This window comes from Streptomyces globisporus C-1027 (assembly GCF_000261345.2).
Taxonomy (GTDB): Bacteria; Actinomycetota; Actinomycetes; order Streptomycetales; family Streptomycetaceae; genus Streptomyces; species Streptomyces pakalii.
In genome coordinates this window covers 933,797-958,399 of the sequence record NZ_CP013738.1, presented here as the reverse complement: position 1 = coordinate 958,399, position 24,603 = coordinate 933,797, and the positions used below count along the sequence as shown (strand labels likewise).

The window sequence follows — 24,603 nt, the reverse complement described above, 5'->3', positions numbered from 1 at the left end:
AAGGCTGCTCTAGTCGCTCGCCAGCCGCCGGAAAAGACCCTCCTGCACCACCGACACCAGCAGTTGCCCCGAACGGTCGTAGATCCGGCCCCGCGCCAGGCCCCGGCCGCCCGTCGCGATCGGCGACTCCTGGTCGTACAGGAACCACTCGTCCGCCCGGAACGGCCGGTGGAACCACATGGCGTGGTCCAGGGAGGCCATGTCGAAGCCACGCGGACCCCACAGCGGCTCCACCGGGATACGGACCGCGTCCAGCAGCGTCATGTCGCTCGCGTACGTCAGCGCGCAGGTGTGCACCAGCGGGTCGTCGCCCAGCGGGCCCACCGCCCGCATCCACACCGCGCTGCGCGGATCGGCGTCCTGGATCTCGTCCTTCGTCCAGCGCAGCCGGTCGACGTAACGGATGTCGAAGGGCTGGCGACGGGCCATCCGCTCCAGCGCCTCCGGCAGCGCGCCCAGATGCTCACGCACCTCCTCGGCGACCGTCGGCAGCTCCTCCGGGTCCGGGACGATCCGGGCCGGCGGCAGCTGGTGCTCGAAGCCCGCCTCCTCGGGGCGGTGGAAGGACGCCGTCAGGTTGAAGATCGTCCGGCCCTCCTGGACCGCCGTGACGCGGCGGGTGGTGAAGGACCGGCCGTCCCGCACCCGCTCCACCTGGTAGACGATCGGCACCCCGGGACGCCCCGGCCGCAGGAAGTAGGCGTGCAGCGAGTGCACCGGCCGCTCCCCGTCGGTCGTCCGGCCCGCCGCCACCAGCGCCTGGCCCGCGACCTGCCCGCCGAAGACCCGCTGCAGGGACTCCTCCGGGCTGCGGCCCCGGAAGATGTTGACCTCGATCGGCTCCAGGTCGAGAAGATCGACCAGATGCTCGGCCGGGTTCGTCATGCCGTACCTCTCCCGTTGCGCGTCGGAGTCCGGTTCACAGCTGGCCGACCTCGGTGACCCGGACGACCGCCCGGCCCTCCTCGTCGGACGCCGCGAGATCCACCTCGGCCTTGATGCCCCAGTCATGATCGCCCGCCGGATCGGCGAACGCCTGCCAGACCCGCCACAGCCCGTGCGCCGGGTCCTCCTCGATCTTCAGCAGCTTCGGGCCCCGCGCGTCCGGACCGGTCCCGATCTCCTCGTGCGCGTCCCAGTACGTGTCCAGGGCCTCGCCCCACGCGTCCTCGTCCCACCCGGAGTCACCGTCCAGCTCGCCCAGGTCCCGTACGCGGTCCAGCGCGGCCAGCTCCACCCGGCGGAACATCGCGTTGCGCACCAGCACCCGGAAGGCGCGCGCGTTCGCGGTGACCGGCTTGACCTCGTCCGCCTTCTCCTGCGCCTGCTCCGCGGTCTCCACCTCGGGGTTGGCCAGCTGCTCCCACTCGTCCAGCAGACTGGAGTCCACCTGACGCACCATCTCGCCCAGCCAGGAGATCAGGTCCTGGAGGTCCTCCGACTTCACGTCGTCCGGGATCGTGTGCTCCAGCGCCTTGTACGCGCTCGCCAGATACCGCAGCACGATGCCCTCGGTGCGGGCCAGCTCGTAGTGCGAGGTGAACTCCGTGAAGGTCATGGCCCGCTCGTACATATCCCGGATCACCGACTTCGGCGACACCGGGTGGTCGTTCACCCACGGGTGGCTCGTGCGGTACACGTCGTACGCGTGCCACAGCAGCTCGCTCAGCGGCTTCGGATACGTGACCTCCTGGAGCCGCTCCATCCGCTCCTCGTACTCGACCCCGTCCGCCTTCATCTGCCCCACGGCCTCGCCGCGCGCCTTGTTCTGCTGGGCGGCCAGGATCTGCCGGGGATCGTCCAGGGTCGACTCGACGACCGAGACCATGTCCAGCGCGTACGACGGCGATTCGGCGTCCAGCAGGTCGAACGCGGCCAGCGCGAACGTGGACAGCGGCTGGTTCAGCGCGAAGTCCTGCTGGAGGTCGACCGTCAGCCGCACGATCCGGCCCTCGGCGTCCGGGGTGTCCAGCTGCTCCACCACCCCGCCGTCCAGCAGCGAGCGGTAGATGGCGATGGCCCGCCGGATGTGCCGCAGTTGCGCCCGGCGCGGCTCGTGGTTGTCCTCCAGCAGATGCCGCATCGCCTCGAACGCGTTGCCCGGGCGCGCGATGACCGCGAGCAGCATCGTGTGGGTCACCCGGAAACGGGAGTTCAGCGGCTCCGGCTCGGACTGGATCAGCTTGTCGAACGTCGACTCCGACCAGGCGACGAAGCCCTCGGGGGCCTTCTTGCGGACCACCTTGCGCTTCTTCTTCGGGTCGTCGCCCGCCTTCTTCAGCGCCTTCTCGTTCTCGATGACATGCTCGGGGGCCTGCGCCACGACGAACCCGGCCGTGTCGAACCCGGCCCGCCCGGCCCGCCCGGCGATCTGGTGGAACTCCCGCGCCCGCAGGGTCCGCACCCGGTTCCCGTCGTACTTGGTGAGCGCCGTGAACAGCACCGTACGAATGGGGACGTTGACGCCGACGCCGAGCGTGTCCGTCCCGCAGATCACCTTCAGCAGCCCCGCCTGGGCCAGCTTCTCCACCAGCCGGCGGTACTTCGGCAGCATCCCCGCGTGGTGCACCCCGATCCCGTGGCGCACGTAACGGGAGAGGTTCTGGCCGAACTTGGTGGTGAAGCGGAAGCTGCCGATCAGATCGGCGATCTTCTCCTTCTCCTCCTTCGTGCACATGTTGATGCTCATCAGCGACTGCGCCCGCTCGACGGCCGCCGCCTGAGTGAAGTGCACGATGTAGACCGGCGACTGCCGGGTGTCCAGCAGCTCGGTGAGCGTCTCGGTGATCGGGGTGAAGCGGTACTCGTAGCTCAGCGGCACCGGGCGGGTCGCCGAGCGCACCACGGAGGTCGGGCGGCCGGTACGGCGGGTCAGGTCCTTCTCGAACATCGCGACGTCGCCGAGCGTCGCCGACATCAGCACGAACTGCGCCTGCGGCAGCTCCAGCAGCGGGATCTGCCAGGCCCAGCCCCGGTCCGGCTCGGCGTAGAAGTGGAACTCGTCCATCACGACCTGGCCGATGTCGGCGTACTTGCCGTCGCGCAGCGCGATGGATGCCAGCACCTCGGCGGTACAGCAGATCACCGGGGCGTCCGCGTTGACCGAGGCGTCACCGGTCAGCATGCCGACGTTCTCGGTGCCGAAGAGCTTGCACAGGTCGAAGAACTTCTCCGACACCAGCGCCTTGATCGGAGCCGTGTAGAAGGTGACCTTGTCCTGCGCCAGCGCCGTGAAGTGCGCGCCCGCCGCCACCAGGCTCTTGCCCGAGCCGGTCGGGGTGGACAGGATCACGTTCGCCCCGGAGACCACCTCGATCAGCGCCTCCTCCTGAGCCGGGTACATCGTGATGCCCTGGCTCTCGGTCCACGAGGAAAAGGCCTCGAAGAGGGCGTCCGGGTCGGCGGTCTGGGGAAGCTGGTCGATGAGGGTCACGCCCCCATCTTGCCTGTCTTCCGGCCGGATGAGGGAACCGGCCGACGCGACCAAGATCATGGGCGATACGCTGCGGTCTCAACCTGCCCGCTCCATAGCGGTGATGGGCGCACGAACCACTGGGGGCGGGAAAAGATCATGATGGGACCGGCACATTCGCTCTCAGGAGCGGCGGCCTGGCTCGGGGTCGGCGCGGCGGCCGCTGCCACGGGCTACACCATGCCCTGGCCGGTCCTGCTCGTCGGGGCCCTGATCTCCGCGGGAGCCGCGCTCGCCCCCGACCTCGACCACAAGGCCGCGACCATCTCGCGCGCCTTCGGCCCGATCTCCAAGGCTCTCTGCGAGATCACCGACAAGCTCTCCTACGCCGTCTACAAGGCCACCAAGAGCACCGCGGACCCCCGCCGCAGCGGCGGCCACCGCACCCTCACCCACACCTGGTTCTTCGCGGTGCTGATGGGGGCCGGCTGCTCCTTCGCCGCCGTCACCGGAGGACGCTGGGCGGTCCTCGCGATCCTCTTCGTCCATCTGGTGCTCGCCGTGGAGGGTCTGCTCTGGCGAGCGGCCCGGGTCTCCAGCGACGTCCTGGTGTGGATGCTCGGCGCGACCAGCGCCTGGATCCTCGCGGGCGTCCTCGACCAGCCGGGCAACGGGGCCGGCTGGCTGTTCGACGCCCCCGGCCAGGAGTACATGTGGCTCGGTCTGCCCATCGTGCTCGGCGCCCTCGTGCACGACATCGGCGACGCCCTGACCATCTCCGGCTGCCCGATCCTGTGGCCCCTTCCGATCGGCGGCAAGCGGTGGTACCCCCTCGGCCCGCCGAAGTTCATGCGCTTCCGGGCCGGCAGCTGGGTGGAGATCAAGCTGCTGATGCCCGCCTTCATGATCCTCGGGGGAGTGGGCGGGGCGGCCGCCCTCAACTTCATATGACGTACCCGGCGCGCGGCGGGCGGGCGGCGCGCCCGGCGCCCTTCCGGCGGGCGGCGCGCTCCGCCCCGTAGCACCATGGGCGCATGCTGCTCGCCGAGCTCGCCCAGGTGTCCCTGGAGGTCGCCGCCACCTCCGCCCGGTCCAAGAAGGTGGCGCTCCTCGCCGGCCTCTTCCGGGACGCCGGACCCGAGGACGTCCCCGTCGTCATCCCGTACCTCGCCGGACGGCTGCCCCAGGGCCGGATCGGGGTGGGATGGCGGTCCCTCGGCGACCCCGTGGAGCCCGCGGCGGAACCCACTCTCACCGTCACCGGCGTCGACGCCGGGCTGACCGCCCTCGCCGCCGTCTCGGGACCCGGCTCCCAGGCCCGGCGCAAGGAGCACCTGCGCGCCCTCTTCGCCGCCGCCACCGAGGACGAACAGCGCTTCCTGCGGGCCCTGCTCACCGGCGAGGTGCGCCAGGGTGCCCTGGACGCCGTCGCCGCCGACGCCCTGGCGCATGCCGCCGACGCCCCGCCCGCCGACGTCCGGCGGGCCGTGATGCTCGCCGGATCGCTCCAGGAGGTCGCCGGGGTCCTCCTCGCGGACGGGCCCGAGGCGCTCGCTGCCTTCCGGCTCACGGTCGGGCGGCCCGTCCAGCCGATGCTGGCGCACACCGCCGCCTCGGTCGGCGAGGCCCTCGGCAAACTGGGCGCGTGCGCGGTCGAGGAGAAGCTCGACGGCATCCGGGTGCAGGTCCACCGCGACGGCGACCGGATCCGCGTCTACACCCGGACCCTCGACGACATCACCGATCGGCTGCCCGAGCTGACCGCCGCCGTCGCCGCCCTCCCGGCCGGCCGCTTCATCCTGGACGGCGAGGTGATCGCCCTCGGGGAGGACGGCAGACCCCGGCCGTTCCAGGAGACCGCCTCCCGGGTGGGCTCACGGCGCGACGTGGCGGAGGCGGCGGCGCACGTGCCCGTCGTCCCGGTCTTCTTCGACGCGCTCCTCGTCGACGACGAGGACCTGCTCGACCTGCCCTTCACCGACCGCCACGCGGCCCTGGCCCGGCTGCTCCCCGAGCACCTCCGGGTCCGCCGCACCCTCGTCCCCGACGCGGAGGACCCGCAGGCCCGCGCGGCGGCCGACGCGTTCCTCGCCGACACCCTGGAGCGCGGCCATGAGGGCGTCGTCGTCAAGGACCTCGCCGCCGCCTACAGCGCGGGCCGCCGGGGCGCGTCCTGGCTGAAGGTGAAGCCCGTGCACACCCTGGACCTCGTGGTGCTGGCCGTCGAGTGGGGCAGCGGCCGGCGCACCGGCAAGCTCTCCAACCTGCACCTGGGCGCACGGCGCTCCGACGGTACGTTCGCGATGCTCGGGAAGACCTTCAAGGGGCTCACGGACGCCGTGCTGGAGTGGCAGACCGAGAGGCTGGGCGAGCTGGCCACCGACGACGACGGCCACGTCGTCACCGTACGCCCGGAACTCGTCGTGGAGATCGCCTACGACGGACTCCAGCGCTCCACCCGCTACCCCGCCGGGGTCACCCTCCGCTTCGCCCGCGTCCTGCGCTACCGCGACGACAAGACCGCCCAGGAGGCGGACACCGTGGAGACGGTGCTGTCCCGGCAGCGGTGAGCGCGCCCCCTGTCCTGAAGGGGCGCGCTCGTACAGGGCTCGGCGGCTCAGTGCTTGATGACCGTCGCCGCCGTGTGCTCCTTGATCTGCTCGGGCGTCAGATACACGTCCGTGTACTCGAAGTCCCGCAGCGTCGCCGGCTTTCGGGACTGGAACCCGGTCCGTACGAAGTCGTCACCGGCGACCGCGTTCAGCATCCAGTTCGTCATGACCCGGGTCTTCGCCACGTTCGTCCGCAGCGCCGACCAGTGGTAGCCCCGGGCCACCGCCTGTGCGGGCAGCCCGTGCAGCTCGATGCCCAGAGGCTTGGACACGGCGTCCTTGCCGCCGAGGTCCACGACGAGCCCCAGGTCCTTGTGCACGTAGTCCTTGAGCGGCTCGTGGCGCACCGAGGCGATCAGATTGTCCGCCAGCACCCGGCCCTGGCGCATCGCGTGCTGTGCGGTGGGCGGGCAGACCGCCCCGTCGCCCTTCGCCAGGTCGGGCACCGCGGCCGCGTCGCCGAGCGAGAACACCCCGTCCGCGCCCGGCAGTTGCATCTGCGGGGTCACGGCGAGCCGACCGCGTACCGTCTCCGCGCCGAGCGTGGCGACCAGCGGACTCGCGGCCACCCCGGCGGTCCAGATCAGCGTCCGGCAGGGCAGCACCCGGCCGTCGGTGAACGTGACCTCCTCCGGCCCCGCCTTGGCGATCGACACCCCGAGCGACACCTCGATGTTCCGCTTGCGGAGCACCTCCAGCGCGGCCAGGCCGAGCTTGTCGCCGAGCTCCGGCATCAGCTTGGGCGCGATGTCGATCAGATGCCACTTGATCAGGCGCGGGTCCAGCCGCGGATAGTGCTTCACCGCGTTGGTCGTCAGACGCTGGAGGCAGGCGGCCGTCTCCGTGCCCGCGTACCCGCCGCCGACCACCACGAACTGGAGCCGGGAGGCCCGCTCGGCCTCGTCGTGACTGGCGTCCGCCAGGTCCAGCTGGGCGATGACGTGGTCGCGGACGTACGCGGCCTCGGCCAGCGTCTTCATCCCCCGGGCGTTGTCCAGCAGCCCGGGGATGTCGAACGTCCGGGTGACGCTGCCCGCCGCCAGCACGAGGTAGTCGTACGGCTCGTTGACGATGTCGTCCGTGATCTTGCGGATCACGCAGACCTTCGCCTGCGTGTCCACGCCGATCGCGCCGCCCGGCACGATCCTGGTCCGGTGGCGGCGGCTGCGGCGCAGCGACACCGCAACGGACTGCGGCGTGAGCACCCCGGAGGCCACCTGGGGGAGCAGCGGCAGATAGAGCTGGTAGGAGAACGGTGTGACGAGCGTGATCTGGGCCTCGCCCGGAGCGAGCCTGCGCTCCAGACGGCGTACGCACTCGACGCCTGCGAAGCCGGCGCCGACGACGAGAATCCTGGGTGGTGCCACGGTCTGCGTCCCTTCTCGGGCTTGCGTGGTTCTGCGCTCGCCTGCCCCGTTTACCGGGTGATTCACCCCTCATCCTCACCGGATGCTCCGGCATCCGCCTCCTGGCAGGGGTGAAACGGGGCCCGGTCAGAGGGGCGGGGCGGCCGACAGCTCCCGCAGCCAGTAGGCGCCCTCGGCATCCCCGGACACGCCCGGACCACCCGGCGGTACGGTGAACATCCGCCCCCACGATGCGGCCCGGCCCAGCGCCGCCAGCCGCCACGCCAGGCGCACCGCACGGCGCAGCCCGGCCGTCGTGACACCCCCGCCGGTCCACGGCTCCAGATAGGCGTCCCGCAGCCGGGGCAGCACCTCGGGGCCACAGCGCTCACGGGCCGCCCGCGCGGGCACCAGCAGACTGCAGAACGGATGCCCGACCAGGGCGTCGCCCCAGTCGAAGAACGCGTACCGCCCGGCCACGGGTGCGAACAACTGCTTCTCGTGCAGATCGGCGTGGTCCAACGAGTCCGCCACCCCCGACGACGCCAGCTCCTCGCACCAGTCGGCCACCCGGGGCCGCAGTGCCTCCAGCGCCGCCCGGTCCTCCCGGGTCAGCGCGGCGCTCCCCGCGACCAGCCGGTCGAACAGCGCGGGCAGGTCGCGCGGCCGGGCCGCCGGAACCCCCAGCGCCTCGATCGCCTCCGCGTACGGGGTCAGCTCCCGCTGCATCGCGGCGTACTGCCGCAGCGGCTCCTCCCAGTACCCGGGATCAGGGTCGCCGGGCCGTCCGTCGAGGACCTCCGACAGCACCGGACCGCCGTCCGGAGTCAGCGTCCAGCCCCGTGCCGCCTCGACGGCGAGCGGGGCCAGCACCTGGGCCGGGACCCAGCGTGCCAGCGCCTCCGTGAGCCCCGCCTCGAAGGCCGCGGCGGGCGGAACGGCCTTGAACCAGACGGGCGCGGACCCGGCGACGGTCAGCCGCACCAGCACCGACCAGGGGCGCAGCCGCACCGCCCGGGGGCCCGACTCCACCAGCCCCTGAGCGGCGAGGCCCTCCGCCACCCAGGCGAGCGCTTCCGCGCGCCAGACCGGGTCCTCCCAGGGCGTCACGGCGTCCGGGAAACGTCCCCGGTCAACGGTCGTGGTCGTGGTCGCGTCGGCTCCGGCCACGGCAGGCGTGGTCACGGCGGTCATGGCCGCTTCGGGCCCGGGCTTCTCGTCTCTGCGCACCTGATCATGGGACCACCGGCCCCGGCGCGGACGCACCGCAATTTCCGGGAACTTCCGTTCCCGTCCTGCCCGGATCGGTTGTCCTCCCCCTCCGGCCTCTGGAACGGCGGGAGTTCGGCCGCCCGCCCCGTGCGAGGATGCTGCGGTGACCACCTCGCCCTCCTCGCCCGTGGCCGACGGCTCTCCCGTGTCTTCCGTGGACGACGCCCCGCCCCGCGGCCAGGGGCTGAGCTCCCGGGCCGCGGCGGTCCTCGTCTTCGGGTCCTCGGCCGCCGTCCTCGTGGTCGAGATCGTCGCCCTGCGGCTGCTGGCCCCGTACCTCGGTCTCACCCTGGAGACCAGCACGATGGTGATCGGCATCGCGCTGACCGCCATCGCCCTGGGCTCCTGGCTGGGCGGGCGCATCGCGGACCAGGTCGATCCGCACCGGCTCATCGCCCCCGCGCTCGGGGTGTCGGGCGTGGTCGTCGCGCTCACCCCGCTCCTGCTGCGCACCACCGCGGAGTGGTCGCCCGCGCTGCTCCTGCTGGTCGCGTCGGCGACCCTCCTGGTGCCGGGGGCGCTGCTCTCCGCGGTGACCCCGTTCGTGACGAAGCTGCGGCTCACCAGCCTCGCCGAGACCGGGACGGTCGTCGGACGGCTGTCGGGCGTCGGAACCTTCGGAGCCATCGTCGGCACCGTGCTCACCGGATTCGTCCTGGTCTCCCGGCTGCCCGTCAGCTCCATCCTGATCGGCCTCGGTACGCTGCTGGTCCTCGGGGCCGCCCTGGTCGGCTGGCAGGCCCGGCGGTGGCGGCGCGCCACGGCCGTGGCCCTCGCCACGGTCGTCGCGGGCACCCTCGCCACCGGGTTCGCCCCCGGCGGCTGCGACGCGGAGACCCGCTACCACTGCGCCCGGGTCGTCGCGGACCCCGAGCGGGAGAGCGGCCGCACGCTCGTCCTGGACGGTCTGCGCCACTCCTACGTCGACGTGGCGGACCCGGCGTACCTGAAGTTCGCCTACGTACGCGCCTTCGCCTCCGTGGTCGACACCGCCTTCCCCGAGGGCGAGCCGCTCACCGCCCACCACATCGGGGGCGGCGGCCTCACCTTCCCCCGCTACCTCGCGGCCGCTCGCCCCGGGACCCGCAGCCTCGTCTCCGAGATCGACCCCGGGGTCGTCCGCATCGACCGCGACCGGCTCGGCCTCGGCACTCCCGCCGCGACCGGCATCGACGTACGGGTGGAGGACGGGCGGCTCGGTCTGCGGCGGCTGGAGGAGGGCAGCCACGACCTGGTCGTCGGCGACGCCTTCGGAGGCGTCAGCGCGCCCTGGCACCTCACGACGTCCCAGGCGCTCAAGGACGTACGCCGGGCGCTCGACGCGGACGGTCTGTACGTCACCAACCTCATCGACCACGGCCGGCTCGCCTTCGCCCGCGCCGAGGTCGCCACCCTCGCCGCGACCTTCCCGCATGTCGCGCTGCTCGGGAAGCCCGCGGACATCGGCCTGGACCCCACGGCATCGAGCATCGGCGGCAACATGGTGGTCGTCGCCTCCGCCCGGCCGCTCGACGCCCCCGCCCTCCAGGAAGCCATGGACGCCCGGGACGTCGGCTGGAGGATCGCCACCGGCGACACCCTCACCACCTGGACGGGGAACGCCCGGGTGCTCACCGACGACCACGCGCCCGTCGACCAGCTCCTCCAGCCCCACCCCGTCCGAACGGCCCGGTGACGCCCAGGGCGGCTCGGTGACGCCCGAACCGCCTGTGATATCCGGACTCCTCGGTGACGCCGAACGGCCCGGTGACCCCAGGCTGTTCGGGCGGGGGTCACCGGGCCGTTCCGACGCGCTGCCTCACCTGTGCCAGGACCGCCACAGCGACGCGTACGCGCCGCCCGCCGCCACCAGCTCGTCATGGCTGCCCAGTTCGCTGATCCGGCCGTCCTCCACGACCGCGATCACATCCGCGTCGTGCGCGGTGTGCAGCCGGTGCGCGATCGCCACCACCGTACGGCCCTCCAGCACCCGGGCCAGGGAACGCTCCAGATGGCGGGCGGCCCGCGGGTCGAGCAGCGAGGTCGCCTCGTCCAGCACCAGCGTGTGCGGATCGGCGAGCACCAGCCGGGCCAGCGCGATCTGCTGCGCCTGCGCCGGGGTCAGCGCGAACCCGCCCGAACCGACCTCGGTGTCCAGCCCCTTCTCCAGCGTCTTCGCCCAGCCGTCCGCGTCGACCGCGGCCAGCGACGCCCACAGCTCCGCGTCCTTGGCCCCCTCGCGGGCGAGGCGCAGATTGTCCCGGAGTGAACCGACGAAGACATGGTGCTCCTGGTTGACCAGGGCCACATGCTCACGGACCCGCTCGGCCGTCATCCGCGACAACTCGGCCCCGCCGAGCGTCACCTCGCCGGTGCGCGGTGCGTAGATCCCCGCCAGCAGCCGGCCCAGCGTCGACTTGCCCGCGCCGGACGGGCCGACCAGGGCGAGCCGGGTGCCCGGAGCCACGTCGAGCGACACCTGGTGCAGGACGTCGACGCCCTCCCGGTACCCGAAGCGGACCTCGTCCGCCCGTACGTCCCGGCCGTCGGGGCCGACCTCGGCGTCGCCCGCGTCCGGCTCGATGTCCCGGACGCCGACCAGCCGCGCGAGCGACACCTGGGCGACCTGGAGTTCGTCGTACCAGCGCAGGATCAGACCGATCGGGTCGACCATCATCTGGGCCAGCAGCGCCCCCGTCGTCAGCTGCCCGACCGTCAGCCAGCCCTCCAGCACGAACCAGCCGCCGAGCAGCAGGACCGCGCCGAGGATCGTCACGTACGTCGCGTTGATGACGGGGAAGAGCACCGAGCGCAGGAACAACGTGTACCGCTCCCACGCGGTCCACTCGGAAATCCGCCGGTCCGACAGCGCCACCCGGCGGCCGCCGAGGCGGTGCGCCTCCACGGTCCGCCCCGCGTCCACGGTCTCCGCGAGCATCGCGGCGACGGCGGCGTAACCGGCGGCCTCCGAGCGGTACGCGGAGGGGGCCCGGCGGAAGTACCAGCGGCAGCCCACGATCAGCACCGGCAGCGCGATCAGCACGGCCAGCGCCAGCGGGGGAGCGGTCACCGTCAGCGCGCCGATCAGCAGACCCGCCCACACGACACCGATCGCCAGCTGCGGCACGGCCTCGCGCATCGCGTTCGCCAGCCGGTCGATGTCCGTGGTGATCCGGGACAGCAGATCGCCCGTCCCGGCCCGCTCCAGCACACCGGGCGGCAGTCCGACGGACCGGACGAGGAAGTCCTCGCGCAGATCCGCGAGCATCTCCTCGCCCAGCATCGCGCCGCGCAGCCGCATGGAGCGGGTGAACACGACCTGGACGACCAGCGCCACCGCGAAGATCGCGGCCGTACGCTCCAGATGCAGGTCGGTGACCCCGTCCGAGAGGTCCTCGACCAGACCGCCCAGCAGATACGGTCCGATGATCGAGGCGATCACCGCCACCGCGTTGACCACGATCAGAATGGTGAACGCCCTGCGGTGCCGGCGCAGCAGACTCCGTACGTAACTCCGCACGGTCGTCGGTGTGCCCACGGGCAGCGTCGTCGCCGACTCCGGGGCCGCGGGGTCGTACGCCGGGGGTGCGACGCCGATCATGCCCTCTCCTCGATTTCCTCGATGCTCTTCATGGCGGGGACGTCGTCGCTCTTCGGGGCGGGGACGTCGCCGACGCCGTTCGCCGTGTCCGCCGCGGCCGCCTCGTCGTCGGTCTCGCGGGTGACGACCGCCCGGTAGCGCGGTTCGGTGCGCAGCAGGTCGCGGTGGTTCCCCACGGCGACGACCGTGCCCTCGTGGACGAGGACCACCCGGTCGGCGGCGTCGAGCAGCAGCGGCGACGAGGCGAACGCCACCGTCGTACGTCCCTGGCGCAGCTTCGCGATCCCGTCGGCGACCCGTGCCTCGGTGTGCGAGTCGACCGCGGAGGTCGGCTCGTCCAGCACCAGCGCCTCCGGGTCGGTGACCAGGGACCGGGCCAGCGCGAGGCGCTGGCGCTGACCGCCGGACAGGGACCGGCCGCGCTCGGTGATCCGGGTCCGCATCGGGTCCCCGTCGTTGTCGGCGGACGCCTGGGCCAGGGCGCTCAGCACATCGGCGCACTGGGCCGCCTCCAGCGCCGCGTCCGCGGTGACCAGGCCCGAGGACGGGACGTCCAGCAGCTCCCGGAGCGTGCCCGACAGCAGCACCGGGTCCTTGTCCTGGACCAGGACCGCGGCCCGTGCGGCGTCCAGCGGGATCTCGTCCAGGGCGACCCCGCCGAGCAGCACCGACGGGGCCGCCGCGGCAGCCTTCTCGTCCTCCTCGCCGGTCTCCGCATGCCCGCCGAGCCGGTCGGCCAGCCGGCCCGCCTCGTCCGGGTCGCCGCAGACCACGGCGGTGAACTGCCCGCGCGGGGCCATCAGACCGGTCGCCGGGTCGTACAGATCACCGGTGGGCGCCACCCCCTCGACGGTGGCCTCCTGCGCACTGCGGTGCAGCGACAGCACCCGCACCGCACGCTGGGCGGACGGCCGCGAGAAGGAGTACGCCATCGCGATCTCCTCGAAGTGGCGGAGAGGGAACAGCATCAGGGTGGCCGCGCTGTAGACGGTGACGAGCTGGCCGACGTCGATGCGGCCGTCCCGGGCGAGCGTCGCCCCGTACCAGACCAGGGAGATCAGCAGGATCCCCGGCAGCAGCACCTGCACCGCCGAGATCAGCGCCCACATCCTGGCGCTGCGCACGGCCGCGCGGCGTACCTCCTGCGAGGCGCGGCGGTAGCGGCCGAGGAACAGCTCCTCACCGCCGATACCGCGGAGCACCCGCAGCCCGGCGACGGTGTCCGAGGCCAGCTCGGTGGCCTTGCCCGCCTTCTCGCGCTGCTCGTCGGCGCGGCGGGTGGCACGCGGCAGCAACGGCAGCACGGCCAGCGCGAGCACGGGCATGGCGAGCGCCACCATGAGCCCGAGGGACGGGAGGTAGAACGCCAGGCCGACACAGATCACCACGAGGGCGGTGGCCGCGGCGGCGAACCGGGAGAGCGCCTCGACGAACCAGCCGATCTTCTCCACATCGCCGGTCGACACGGCGACGACCTCACCGGCCGCGACCCGGCGGGTCAGCGCGGAGCCCAGCTCGGCGGTCTTGCGGGCGAGCAGCTGCTGGACCCGCGCGGCGGCGGTGATCCAGTTGGTCACGGCGGTCCGGTGGAGCATGGTGTCGCCGACGGCGACCAGCACGCCGAGGGCCACGATGAGGCCGCCCGCCAGGGCGAGTCGTCCCCCGGAGCGGTCGATGACGGCCTGGACGGCGAGCCCGACGGTGACCGGCAGACCGGCGATGGCCAGCTGGTGCAGCAGCCCCCAGGAGAGGGACTTCAGCTGCCCGCCGAGCTGATTGCGGCCGAGCCAGAACAGGAAGCGAGGACCCGAACGGACATCGGGGTCGCCGGGATCCGAATACGGAAGGTCGCGAATCTGCATGACGTCCCAGGGCTCGTGAAACGGAGATCCGGACGGACCTCGAAGACAGGGTGACGTGCAAGAGTCCCTGTTCGTCCCGTTCCGGGGCAACCGGTTTTCTCCCGGTCGCCCCGCCCCGCGGGTCCCGGGCCCAGCAGGCCCGGGACCCCGGAGACGTCACTCCGCGGGCTTCTCCGAGTCCATGCCGGACCGGGCCTTCTTCCACTCGCCCCGGGTGAAGTCCGGGATAGGCAGGGGCGCGCCCTTGGCCTTGATGGACAGATGGCTCAGCGGCACGGGGGCCGTCCAGACCGCCGCGTCGTACACGTCGAAGTCGGGCACCAGACCGAGCCGCATGCACTGCATCAGGCGGAACACCATGATGTAGTCCATCCCGCCGTGGCCGCCCGGCGGATTGGCGTGCTCCTTCCACAGCCAGTGGTCCCACTCGGCGTACTTCTTGAAGTCGTCCCACTGGTGGTTGGTGTTCGTGGGTTCCAGATAGATCCGCTCCGGGTAGTCCTCGAACACGCCCTTGGTCCCGCCGAGGCTGTTGATCCGCGAGTACGGGTGCGGCGACGACACATCGTGCTCCAGCCGGATCACCCGGCCCTTGGCGGTCTGCACGAGGCTGATCGTCCGGTCGGCCCCGATGTACGACTCCTTCCAGCTCGGGTCGCCCGGAGGCATGTGCTCCTCGCGGTACGCGGCGAGCCCCAGGGGCGTGGTGCCGACGCTGCTGATGCTGACGACCCGGTCGCCCCGGTTGACGTCCATGTAGTTGGCGACCGGACCGAAGCCGTGGTTGGGGTAGAGGTCACCGCGGAGCCGCGTGTGCCACAGCCGCCGCCACGGACCCTCGTAGTAGTCGGGGTCGAACATCAGCTCACGCAGATCGTGGTTGTAAGCCCCCGCGCCGTGCTGCAGTTCGCCGAAGAGACCCGCGTGCGCCATCCGCAGCACCCGCATCTCGTTCTTGCCGTAACAACAGTTCTCCAGCTGCATGCAGTGCCGCCGGGTGCGCTCGGAGAGATCCACGAGCTGCCACAGCTCTTCCAGGCGCATCGCGATCGGGCACTCCACCCCGACGTGCTTGCCGTTCAGCATCGCCGTCTTCGCCATCGGGAAGTGCAACTCCCACGGCGTCACCACGTAGACGAAGTCGATGTCCCCGCGCCTGCAGAGGTTCTCGTAGTCGTGCTCGTCCTTGGCGTAGATCGCCGGGGCGGGCTGACCGGCGGCCGTCACCTTCTTGGCGGCCTTCTCCGCCTTGTCCCGGACCGTGTCGCACACCGCCTTGACCTGGACGCCCGGGAGGGCGAGGAAGAGGTCGATCATGCTGTCGCCGCGGTTGCCGAGGCCGATGATGCCGACCCGGACCGTGGAGCGCCGCTCGAAGGGCACGCCCGCCATGGTGCGGCCCTGCCGGGGAGGGGCGGCGGCCACGGCTTCCGCGGCGGTGACGGCCTCGGGGCCACGCGCCCCGGCCGCCGACGCGGTGCCTGCGCCCAGTGTGCCGAGGCCGAGTCCGGCCCCGGCCACGCCCGCCGTGGTCCACAGCACCGAACGGCGGCTGGGATCCTGCCGGTTCACCTCGTCGGCCGCGCCGCTGTGCGGGGGGATGTCCTGCGGTTCCGGTGCGGGCCGGGCGTCGTCGTTCATCGAGCCTCCAGGTGGGGTGTGGGGGTTCAGACGGTGCGCGAGCACGCCCGGTCCCGCCGTACGGAGTACGGGCGGGACCGGGGCTCGGTAAGGACCCTGGAGGGTGAGGCTGATGGTGCGCAAGGGAAGTATTTGGACTCTTGTCCTCAAACCTTGGACTTTTCTCACGGCACGCCGAAGCCCCGACTGGTGCAACCAATCGGGGCCGTAAGACGCTCATCTGTGCAGGCCGGAGCGGGTGTTGGCGCCCGCCGTCACCGATTCACGGGAGAGTCGGCCGGGTGGCGTGTTCCAGTTCGATCAGCGCCGAGCGGTACGGGTGCCCGGTGGCGCGTTCCATGCCGATCTCGCACATCCGGTTCGCCGACAGATAGGCGTCGTAGGGGCGGCGGTCGACCTCGGCGGCCTCCTTGGCCGTCGCCGAGTCCGTCAACTCCTTGTGGAGCATGCCCCGGTCGCCCGCGAACGCGCAGCACCCCGCGTCGTCCGGGACCACGACCTCCTGCGCACAGGCCTCGGCCAGCGCCCGCAACTGCCCGACATCTCCCAGATGTTCCATCGAGCAGGTCGGATGCAGGACCGCCGAGCCGGCCGTCCGGAACACCGTCAGATGCGGCAGCAGCTCCTCGGCCGCCCACACCAGCGAGTCCACGACGGTCAGTTCGCGGTGGAGCGCCCGGTTGTCCTCGGTGAGGTAGGGCACCACCTCCTCGGCGATGCCGAGCGTGCACGAGGAGGCGTCCACGACCAGCGGCAGCGTCCCGCCCGCTGTCCAGCCCCAGGCGGCCTCCACGATGCGGTTCGCCATGATCCTGTTGCCCGCGTCGTATCCCTTGGAGTGCCAGATCGTCGCGCAGCAGGTCCCCGTGACGTCCTCGGGGATCCACACCGGCTTTCCGGCCCGCCCGGACACGGCCACCACCGCCTCGGCCAGGGAGAGTCCCGGCCCCGCGTCGCCGTCGTCCGGCCCGGCGAAGATGCGGTTGACGCAGGCCGGGTAGTACACCGCGCTCGCCCCGACGCGTGCCGTGTCCGGCAGTTTCCGCGCCGCCGCACCGGGGATCTGCGGCAGCCACTCCGGTACGAGATCGGGGCGCACGGCCTTGCGGGCGAGCCGCGTCACGGCCTGGAGCGGCGCGTCGCCCACCCGGTTCCCGACCGTGTCGGCCGCCGCCACGGCCAGCCGCGCCGAGGCCTCCACCGCCCGGAAGTTCTTCGCGGTGAGGGCCGCGATCCGCTCCTCGCGCGGGGTGTGCCGGCGATGCCGGAAGCCCTTCATCATCGCCCCGGTGTCGATGCCGACCGGGCAGGCGAGTTTGCAGGTGGAATCGCCGGCGCAGGTGTCCACGGCGTCGTAGCCGTACGCGTCCAGCAGGCCGGCCTCGACCGGTGAGCCGTCGGTCTGCCGCATCATCTCCCGGCGCAGCACGATCCGCTGGCGCGGAGTGGTCGTCAGATCCTCGCTGGGGCAGGTCGGTTCGCAGAATCCGCACTCGATGCACGGGTCGGCGACCGCCTCCACCTTCGGAATGGTCTTCAGGCCCCGCAGATGGGCCCGCGGATCCCGGTCCAGCACGATGCGCGGGGCGAGCACCCCGGCGGGGTCGATGACCTGCTTGGTCCGCCACATCAGCTCGGTGGCGCGCGGCCCCCACTCCCGCTCCAGGAACGGCGCGATATTGCGCCCGGTGGCGTGCTCCGCCTTGAGCGACCCGTCGAACCGGTCCACCACCAGCGCGCAGAACTCCTGCATGAATGCGTCGTACCGGGCCACATCGGCCGGCTTCGCCGCGTCGAACGCGAGCAGGAAGTGCAGATTGCCGTGCGCCGCGTGACCCGCCACGGCAGCGTCGAACCCGTGGCGCGACTGGAGCTCCAGCAGCGCGGCGCAGGCGTCCGCCAGCCGGGCGGGCGGCACCGCGAAGTCCTCCGTGATCAGGGTGGTGCCCGAGGGCCGGGAGCCGCCGACGGCGGTGACGAACGCCTTGCGGGCCTTCCAGTAACCGGCGATCGTCCCGGCGTCCCGGGTGAACGCGTTGGTCACGGACGCCGCCGGACGGACGAGGTCCAGACCGGCCACGACCGTGTCCGCCGCCCGCTCGAACGCCGCCTGGCCCGCCTCGTCGGCTGCCCGGAACTCCACCAGCAGTGCCGTCGTCTCCCGGGGCAGCGCCGCCCAGTCCGCCGGGACGCCCGGCACGCTGACGGAGGCGCGCAGGGTGTTGCCGTCCATCAGCTCCACGGCGATCGCCCCCGCCTCGTTGAACCGGGGCACGGCGGCCGCGGCGGCGGTGAGGGAGGGGAAGAACAACAGGGCGCTGGAGACCCGCCGGTCGAGCGCGAGGGTGTCGAACACGACCTCGGAGATGAAACCGAACGTCCCCTCGGAGCCGACCATCAGCCCTCGCAGGATCCGCACCGGCGTCGCCCCGTCGAGGAAGGCGTCCAGGCGGTAGCCGTTGGTGTTCTTGATCGTGTACTTGGCGCGGATCCGGGCGGTCAGCTCCGCATCCGCCTCGATCTCCGCCTTCAGCTCCATCAGCCCCGCGCACAGCTCCGGTTCCGCGTGGGCCAGCTCCTCGTCGGCGGCGGGGTCCGCGGTGTCGACGACGGTGCCGCTCGGCAGGACGAAGGTGAGCGAGGCGAGCGTCCGGTAGGAGTTGCGGGTGGTGCCCGCCGTCATGCCCGAGGCGTTGTTGGCGACGACCCCGCCGAGGGTGCAGGCGATGGCGCTGGCCGGATCGGGGCCGAGCAGCCTGCCGTACCGGGCGAGCGTGGCGTTGGCCCGCATGACGGTGGTGCCCGGCCGGATCCGGGCCCGCGCCCCGTCGTCCAGCACCTCCACGCCGGTCCAGTGACGGCGTACGTCGACGAGGATGTCCTCGCCCTGGGCCTGGCCGTTGAGGCTCGTGCCCGCGGCCCGGAACACCACGGAACGGCTCTTGCCATGGGCGTACGACAGGATCGCGGACACGTCGTCGAGGTCCTCGGGGACCAGCACGACGCGGGGGAGGAAGCGGTAGGGGCTGGCGTCGGAGGCGTACCGCACGAGGTCGGAGACCTTCCAGAGCACCTTGTCCGCGCCGAGCAGGGCGATCAGGTCGCTCCGCAGCGGCTCCGGGGTGCCGCCCGCGCTGCGGTCGGTCACCCGGTCGGGGGCGGGGTCCCGCGCCGTTCCGGGGCGCAGGGCTTCCGGATCGGGCTCCAGCAGCGGCATGTCGGCCTTCCCCTCGGCTCGGCGCTCAGCGGTGGCACGCGGCAACGCCGCTCAGCAGTGGCGCTCCGGCATTCCGTCGACCAGAGCGGACAGCAGCTCACCGAACACCTCGCGCTGATCGGCGGTCAATGGAGCCAGGATCTCCTCTGCGGCGGCCCGGCGCGCGCTGCGCAGGGACCGCAGCGTGGCGCGCCCCTCGTCGGTGATCTCGATGCGGACCACCCGGCGGCTGTCGGGATCCGGGGCGCGGCGCACCCGGCCGCTCGCCTCCAGGCCGTCGACCAGCGTGGTCACGGCGCGCGGGACGACGTCGAGCCGGCGGGCGAGATCCGCCATCCGGGGGGCCGCGTCGTAACTCGCGACCGTCCGCAACAGCCGGAACTGGGCCGGAGTGATGTCGATCGGATCCAGCTGGCGGCGCTGGATGCGGTGCAGCCGCCGGGTGAGCCGCAGCAGCTGCTCGGCGAGCAGGCCGTCGGGGGAATCACGAGAATCGCGGGAACCAGGGGAGTCAGGGGAGTCGGAGGGGTCGGGGGAATCCGGGGCGTCCATACGGGAACAATATCAGGACCTTGTTCATTGTGAGTAGGGGTAACAATGAGCTAGGCTCTCACTGTGCGGGACCGGGACTGCCCGGCCCCGCCTCACGCCCGACGAAGGAGCCCATGAAACCCGACGAACCCACGTGGACACCCCCGCCCGATGCCCGCACCGACGCCGACCGGCGGCCCGCCGAGGTGCGCCGCATCCTCCGCCTCTTCCGCCCCTACCGCGGCCGCCTGGCCGTCGTCGGCCTGCTGGTCGGCGCATCCTCCCTGGTCGGGGTCGCCTCCCCGTTCCTGCTGCGCGAGATCCTCGACACCGCCATCCCGCAGGGGCGCACGGGCCTGCTGACCCTGCTGGCGCTCGGCATGATCCTCACCGCCGTGATGACCAGCGTCTTCGGCGTGCTCCAGACCCTCATCTCGACCACCGTCGGCCAGCGCGTCATGCACGACCTGCGCACCGCCGTCTACACCCAGCTCCAGCGGATGCCGCTCGCCTTCTTCACCCGGACCCGCACGGGAGAGGTCCAGTCCCGCATCGCCAACGACATCGGCGGCATGCAGGCGACGGTCACCTCCACCGCGACCTCGCTGGTCTCCAACCTCACGGCCGTCATCGCGACCGTCGTCGCCATGCTCGCCCTCGACTGGCGGCTCACCGTCGTCTCGCTGCTCCTGCTGCCGGTCTTCGTCGCGATCAGCCGCCGCGTCGGCAATGAGCGCAAGAAGATCACCACCCAGCGCCAGAAGCAGATGGCCGCGATGGCCGCCACGGTCACCGAGTCCCTCTCGGTCAGCGGCATCCTCCTGGGCCGCACAATGGGCCGCTCCGACTCCCTCACCCAAGGCTTCGCCGAGGAGTCCGAGCGCCTGGTCGACCTCGAAGTGCGCTCCAACATGGCCGGCCGCTGGCGGATGTCCACGATCGGCATCGTCATGGCCGCCATGCCTGCCGTCATCTACTGGGCGGCCGGACTCACCTTCGCCTCCGGGGCCGCCGCCGTCTCCATCGGCACGCTCGTCGCCTTCGTCACGCTCCAGCAGGGGCTGTTCCGCCCGGCGGTCAGCCTGCTCTCCACCGGCGTCCAGATGCAGACCTCCCTCGCCCTCTTCCAGCGCATCTTCGAATACCTCGACCTCACGGTGGACATCACCGAACCGGAGCATCCGGTCCGCCTGGAGAAGATCCGCGGAGAGATCGCCTTCGAGGACGTCGACTTCAGTTACGACGAGAAGAACGGCCCGACGCTGACCGGCATCGACGTGACCGTCCCCGCGGGCGACAGCCTCGCGGTCGTCGGATCCACCGGCTCCGGCAAGTCCACCCTGAGCTACCTGGTACCCCGGCTGTACGACGTGACCGGCGGCCGGGTCACGCTCGACGGCATCGACGTCCGCGACCTGGACTTCGACACCCTCGCCCGGGCCGTCGGCGTCGTCTCCCAGGAGACGTACCTCTTCCACGCCTCGGTCGCCGAGAACCTGCGCTTCGCCAAGCCGGAGGCCACCGACGAGGAGATCGTGGCCGCGGCCCGCGCGGCGCAGATCCACGACCACATCGCCTCCCTGCCCGACGGCTACGACACGATGGTCGGCGAGCGCGGCTACCGCTTCTCGGGCGGCGAGAAGCAGCGCCTCGCCATCGCCCGCACGATCCTGCGCGACCCTCCGGTGCTGATCCTCGACGAGGCGACCAGCGCGCTCGACACCCGTACGGAACAGGCCGTGCAGGAGGCGATCGACGCCCTGTCCGCCGGACGGACCACGCTCACCATCGCGCACCGGCTCTCCACCGTCCGCGACGCGGACCAGATCGTCGTCCTGGAGGACGGCCGGGTCGCCGAGCGCGGTACGCACGAGGAACTGCTCGACCGCGACGGCCGGTACGCCGCCCTGATCCGCCGCGACTCCCACCCGGTCCCGGCCCCTGCCCCCTGACCGCTCTTGTCGGGCCGGCCCTCGATCAGGCCGCCCCTGACGTCACCGCCAGGGCCCGCATACGGCATGATCGCCGCGCATGAGAGCTCTCCTCGGGGTGGAACTCCCCGGCTACCGCACCGTCGACACCGATGCTTGGCTGAACGACCACGGGGATGTGCTGTCGCTGCACTTCTTCGACCTGTCGCCGGACCTGCCGGCCGCGCTGGACGACGGCCCGACCCTGCGGCACGGTCTGACCCACTTCACCGCCCGGGCGGGCGGCGGACTCATCGAGGCATCGGTGAAGCGACTGGGCGAGCTGCCCGCCCTGCGGCAGATACTCAAACTGCCGCTGCCGAACCAGCCCAACGGCCAGGCATTCATCGGCAGCTTCACGGTGCCGCGCGCCGGATGCAGCACCGTGGTGAAGATCCAGGCGGCGGAGCGCGGTATGACGGGCATGCGGGAAGCCGTGGTGATGGCCAAGCTCGGCCCCGACCAGTACTTCCGGCCGCACCCCTACGCCCCCGAGGTCCAGGGCGGGCTGCCCTTCCACGCGGCGGACCACGCCCAGTGGGACACGGAATTCCCGGACCACCCGCTCACCCGGGTCCGCCGGACGCTCGACACCCTCGCGGCGGCGGTGACGGTGGCGCCCGAGTTCGCCGCACTGCCGCCCTTCACCGGACCGGCCGCGGCGAACGGCTGAGCCGAACGGCGGCGTACCCGCAGCACCACACACGGCGGCGCCGCCGCTCCCGTGGGACGGGGAGCGACGGCGCCGGGCGGAGCAATGGTCAGACGAGCCAACCCACGAAGTGGACGACGCCGGCAAGCAGGTTGGTCAGGAAGTTCATCTGGTCTTTCTCCTTGTACGTGGTGCATCTGTGGGACTGCGCAGTAGCGGTCTGCAGCCCGTTGACTGCGCTCTGCAATCATCACGCCCCGGACGAGTGAAGAGCAACGAATCCCCTGACGATCACGCGTTCCAGCGAACACCCGATCCCTTGTTCGTGTGTTCCGGCTACGGGTGTTCTGCTCGCGCCGTACGGCGTTCGTGTCGCCGGAGCCGACGCCGTGGTCGGGCTACCGGCCGTGGCTCGCACCCCGGGTTAACGTGCCCGCATGGTGAACGAGTCCCCGGACGCCCGCCCCCGTCGCAGACTCCGCCCGACCCGCCGCGGAAAGATCGTCCTGGCCGTCGGCGCACTGCTCGTCGTGTCGGCCGCCGTCCTGATCCCGCTGTCCCTGACCGGATCGGACGAGCCGCCAAGGAAGCGGGAGAGCCCGCAGAACACGCTGATGATCCCCGAAGGCCGCCGTGTCTCGCAGGTGTACGAAGCGGTCGACAAGGCGCTCGACCTGAAGCCCGGCAGCACGCTGAAGGCGGCGTCGACGGTGGACCTGGAGCTGCCCGCCCAGGCCGAGGGCAACCCCGAGGGGTACCTCTTCCCGGCCACGTATCCGATCGACGACGCGACCGAGCCCGCGGGCCTGCTGCGCTACATGGCCGACACCGCCCGCAAGCACTTCGCCGCGGACCATGTGACGGCGGGGTCCCAGCGCAACAACGTCTCCGTCTACGACACGGTCACCATCGCCAGCATCGTCCAGGCGGAGGCCGACACCCCGGCCGACATGGGCAAGGTGGCCCGGGTCGTCTACAACCGGCTGCTCAAGGACATGCCGCTGCAGATGGACTCCACCATCAACTACGCCCTGAAGCGCTCCACCCTGGACACGACGACCGCCGACACGCAGCTGGACAGCCCGTACAACAGCTACCGGATCAAGGGCCTGCCGCCGACGCCCATCGGCAATCCGGGGGAGGAGGCGCTGCGTGCGGCCGTCAGGCCCACGCCCGGCCCCTGGCTCTACTTCGTCACGCTCGGCCCCGGCGATACGCGCTTCACCGACAGCTACGACGAGCAGCAGAGGAACGTCGAGGAGTTCAACCGCAGCCGCGGCTCCGCCACGACGGGCTGACCGAATCGGCCGACGAGAGGGGCGAGGCCGACGGGACCCCGCGCAACAGGTTCGAGTTCACGCCCTCGGGACGGACACGGCGACGGCCGCCCCGGCCGGCCCCGCTTCCTCGCCGGCCCGCACGCCGCCCGTCTCCTTCAGCAGCCGCATGACCGACCGGACCGCCGCGCGGCCCGCGCGGTTGGCGCCGATGGTGCTGGCGGAGGGGCCGTACCCGACGAGGTGGACGCGCCCGTCCCGTACGGCACGGGTGTCCTCGGCCCGGATGCCACCACCCGGCTCGCGCAGCTTCAGCGGTGCCAGGTGGTCCACGGCGGGCCGGAACCCGGTCGCCCAGAGGATCACGTCGGTCTCGACGGTACGGCCGTCGTCCCAGGCCACACCGGTCGGCGTGATCCGGTCGAACATCGGCAGCCGGTCCAGCACCCCCTCGGCCCGGGCCCGCCGCACGGCGTCGTTCAGCGGCAGCCCGGTCACGCTGACCACGCTCTTCGGCGGCAGCCCGTTGCGTACCCGCTCCTCCACCATCGCCACGGCCGCCCGCCCCCACTCCTCGGTGAACGGCCCCTCGCGGAATATCGGTTCGCTGCGGGTCACCCAGAAGGTGTCGGCCGCGTGCTCGGCGATCTCCATCAGATGCTGCGTACCGGAAGCGCCGCCTCCGACCACGAGGACGCGCTGCCCCGCGAACTCCTCGGGCCCCGGGTAGTTCGCCGTGTGCAACTGCCGCCCGCGGAAGGTCTCCTGGCCCGGATAGCGCGGCCAGAACGGCCGATCCCAGGTGCCGGTCGCGTTGATCAGCGCCCGCGTCGCGTACGTCCCCTCGGACGTCTCCACCAGCAGCCGCCCGCCGCTTCCCTCCCGTACGGCGCTCACCTCCACGGGCCGGTGGACCCGCAGCTCGAAGCGCTCCTCGTACGCGGCGAAGTACGCGCCGATCACCTCCGACGAGGGCCGGTCGGGGTCGGCCCCGGTCAGTTCCATGCCCGGCAGCGCGTGCATCCCGTGGACCTTGCCGTACGTCAGCGAGGGCCAGCGGAACTGCCACGCGCCGCCCGGCCGGGGTGCGTGGTCCAGCACGACGAAGTCGTCGTCCGGCTCCAGCCCGACGCGACGCAGGTGGTAGGCGGCGGACAGCCCCGCCTGACCCGCGCCGATGACGACCACGTCCAGCTCGCGTGCCCCAGAAATGTTCACGCTTCTACTAACT

16 protein-coding genes are annotated in these 24,603 nt (G+C 72.0%); 6 read left to right on the top strand and 10 right to left on the bottom strand.

Annotated elements, in window-relative coordinates; all coding sequences use genetic code 11:
• Positions 1-9: 9 nt before the first annotated feature.
• Entirely contained in the window at positions 10-885 is an 876-nt protein-coding gene (locus WQO_RS04025) for an acyl-CoA thioesterase (RefSeq protein ID WP_010062360.1), read from the bottom strand.
• Positions 886-919: 34 nt separating this feature from the next.
• Positions 920-3,493 carry a DEAD/DEAH box helicase gene (locus WQO_RS04020; protein ID WP_193407161.1) on the bottom strand — a complete coding sequence of 858 codons (2,574 nt, stop codon included), beginning with the start codon at positions 3,491-3,493 and terminating at the stop codon, positions 920-922.
• Between the two features lie 78 nt (positions 3,494-3,571).
• Here WQO_RS04020 and WQO_RS04015 point away from each other — a divergent pair, with 78 nt between their 5' ends.
• Together WQO_RS04015 and WQO_RS04010 are read left to right on the top strand one after the other, a co-directional pair.
• On the top strand, positions 3,572-4,363 hold the full coding sequence (locus WQO_RS04015; RefSeq protein WP_058953869.1) for a metal-dependent hydrolase: 792 nt from the start codon (positions 3,572-3,574) through the stop codon (positions 4,361-4,363).
• An 83-nt stretch (positions 4,364-4,446) separates the two neighbouring features.
• Positions 4,447-5,982, top strand: coding sequence for an ATP-dependent DNA ligase (locus WQO_RS04010; protein WP_010062364.1), 1,536 nt, complete (start codon positions 4,447-4,449; stop codon positions 5,980-5,982).
• A 47-nt stretch (positions 5,983-6,029) separates the two neighbouring features.
• Here WQO_RS04010 and WQO_RS04005 read toward each other — a convergent pair whose 3' ends face one another.
• Complete coding sequence (locus WQO_RS04005; RefSeq protein ID WP_010062365.1) at positions 6,030-7,391, bottom strand: NAD(P)/FAD-dependent oxidoreductase; 1,362 nt, start codon at positions 7,389-7,391, stop codon at positions 6,030-6,032.
• A gap of 126 nt (positions 7,392-7,517) precedes the next feature.
• Entirely contained in the window at positions 7,518-8,564 is a 1,047-nt protein-coding gene (locus tag WQO_RS04000) for an aminoglycoside phosphotransferase family protein (protein ID WP_010062366.1), read from the bottom strand.
• A gap of 181 nt (positions 8,565-8,745) precedes the next feature.
• On the opposite strand from WQO_RS04000, the gene WQO_RS03995 reads away from it, so the two are divergent.
• Positions 8,746-10,317: a fused MFS/spermidine synthase gene (locus WQO_RS03995; protein ID WP_010062367.1), complete on the top strand. Its 1,572-nt coding sequence runs from the start codon at positions 8,746-8,748 to the stop codon at positions 10,315-10,317.
• A 123-nt stretch (positions 10,318-10,440) separates the two neighbouring features.
• On the opposite strand, the gene WQO_RS03990 is transcribed toward WQO_RS03995, so the two are convergent.
• The 5 genes from WQO_RS03990 to WQO_RS03970 form a co-directional block, all read right to left on the bottom strand.
• Complete coding sequence (locus tag WQO_RS03990) at positions 10,441-12,222, bottom strand: ABC transporter ATP-binding protein (RefSeq protein ID WP_010062368.1); 1,782 nt, start codon at positions 12,220-12,222, stop codon at positions 10,441-10,443.
• Positions 12,219-14,084 carry an ABC transporter transmembrane domain-containing protein gene (locus tag WQO_RS03985; RefSeq protein WP_010062369.1) on the bottom strand — a complete coding sequence of 622 codons (1,866 nt, stop codon included), beginning with the start codon at positions 14,082-14,084 and terminating at the stop codon, positions 12,219-12,221. Before WQO_RS03985 ends, WQO_RS03990 begins: the two co-directional genes overlap by 4 nt.
• A gap of 156 nt (positions 14,085-14,240) precedes the next feature.
• Positions 14,241-15,725, bottom strand: coding sequence for a Gfo/Idh/MocA family protein (locus tag WQO_RS03980; protein WP_010062370.1), 1,485 nt, complete (start codon positions 15,723-15,725; stop codon positions 14,241-14,243).
• Between the two features lie 262 nt (positions 15,726-15,987).
• The gene (locus WQO_RS03975) at positions 15,988-18,942 is read right to left on the bottom strand and encodes an FAD-binding and (Fe-S)-binding domain-containing protein (protein WP_058953868.1); all 2,955 of its coding nucleotides are present in this window, start codon (positions 18,940-18,942) and stop codon (positions 15,988-15,990) included.
• A gap of 51 nt (positions 18,943-18,993) precedes the next feature.
• The gene (locus WQO_RS03970) at positions 18,994-19,494 is read right to left on the bottom strand and encodes a MarR family winged helix-turn-helix transcriptional regulator (protein ID WP_010062371.1); all 501 of its coding nucleotides are present in this window, start codon (positions 19,492-19,494) and stop codon (positions 18,994-18,996) included.
• Positions 19,495-19,607: 113 nt separating this feature from the next.
• Here WQO_RS03970 and WQO_RS03965 point away from each other — a divergent pair, with 113 nt between their 5' ends.
• From WQO_RS03965 to mltG, 3 genes are all read left to right on the top strand, one after another.
• On the top strand, positions 19,608-21,425 hold the full coding sequence (locus WQO_RS03965) for an ABC transporter ATP-binding protein (RefSeq protein ID WP_010062372.1): 1,818 nt from the start codon (positions 19,608-19,610) through the stop codon (positions 21,423-21,425).
• Positions 21,426-21,504: 79 nt separating this feature from the next.
• Positions 21,505-22,116 (top strand): hypothetical protein, encoded by a 612-nt coding sequence (locus tag WQO_RS03960; protein ID WP_029182468.1) that lies wholly within the window; start codon positions 21,505-21,507, stop codon positions 22,114-22,116.
• A 416-nt stretch (positions 22,117-22,532) separates the two neighbouring features.
• The gene (mltG, locus tag WQO_RS03955; protein ID WP_010062376.1) at positions 22,533-23,393 is read left to right on the top strand and encodes an endolytic transglycosylase MltG; all 861 of its coding nucleotides are present in this window, start codon (positions 22,533-22,535) and stop codon (positions 23,391-23,393) included.
• Between the two features lie 57 nt (positions 23,394-23,450).
• Here mltG and WQO_RS03950 read toward each other — a convergent pair whose 3' ends face one another.
• Positions 23,451-24,590, bottom strand: a complete 1,140-nt coding sequence (locus tag WQO_RS03950) for an NAD(P)-binding domain-containing protein (RefSeq protein WP_010062378.1) — start codon at positions 24,588-24,590, stop codon at positions 23,451-23,453.
• Positions 24,591-24,603 lie beyond the last annotated feature (13 nt).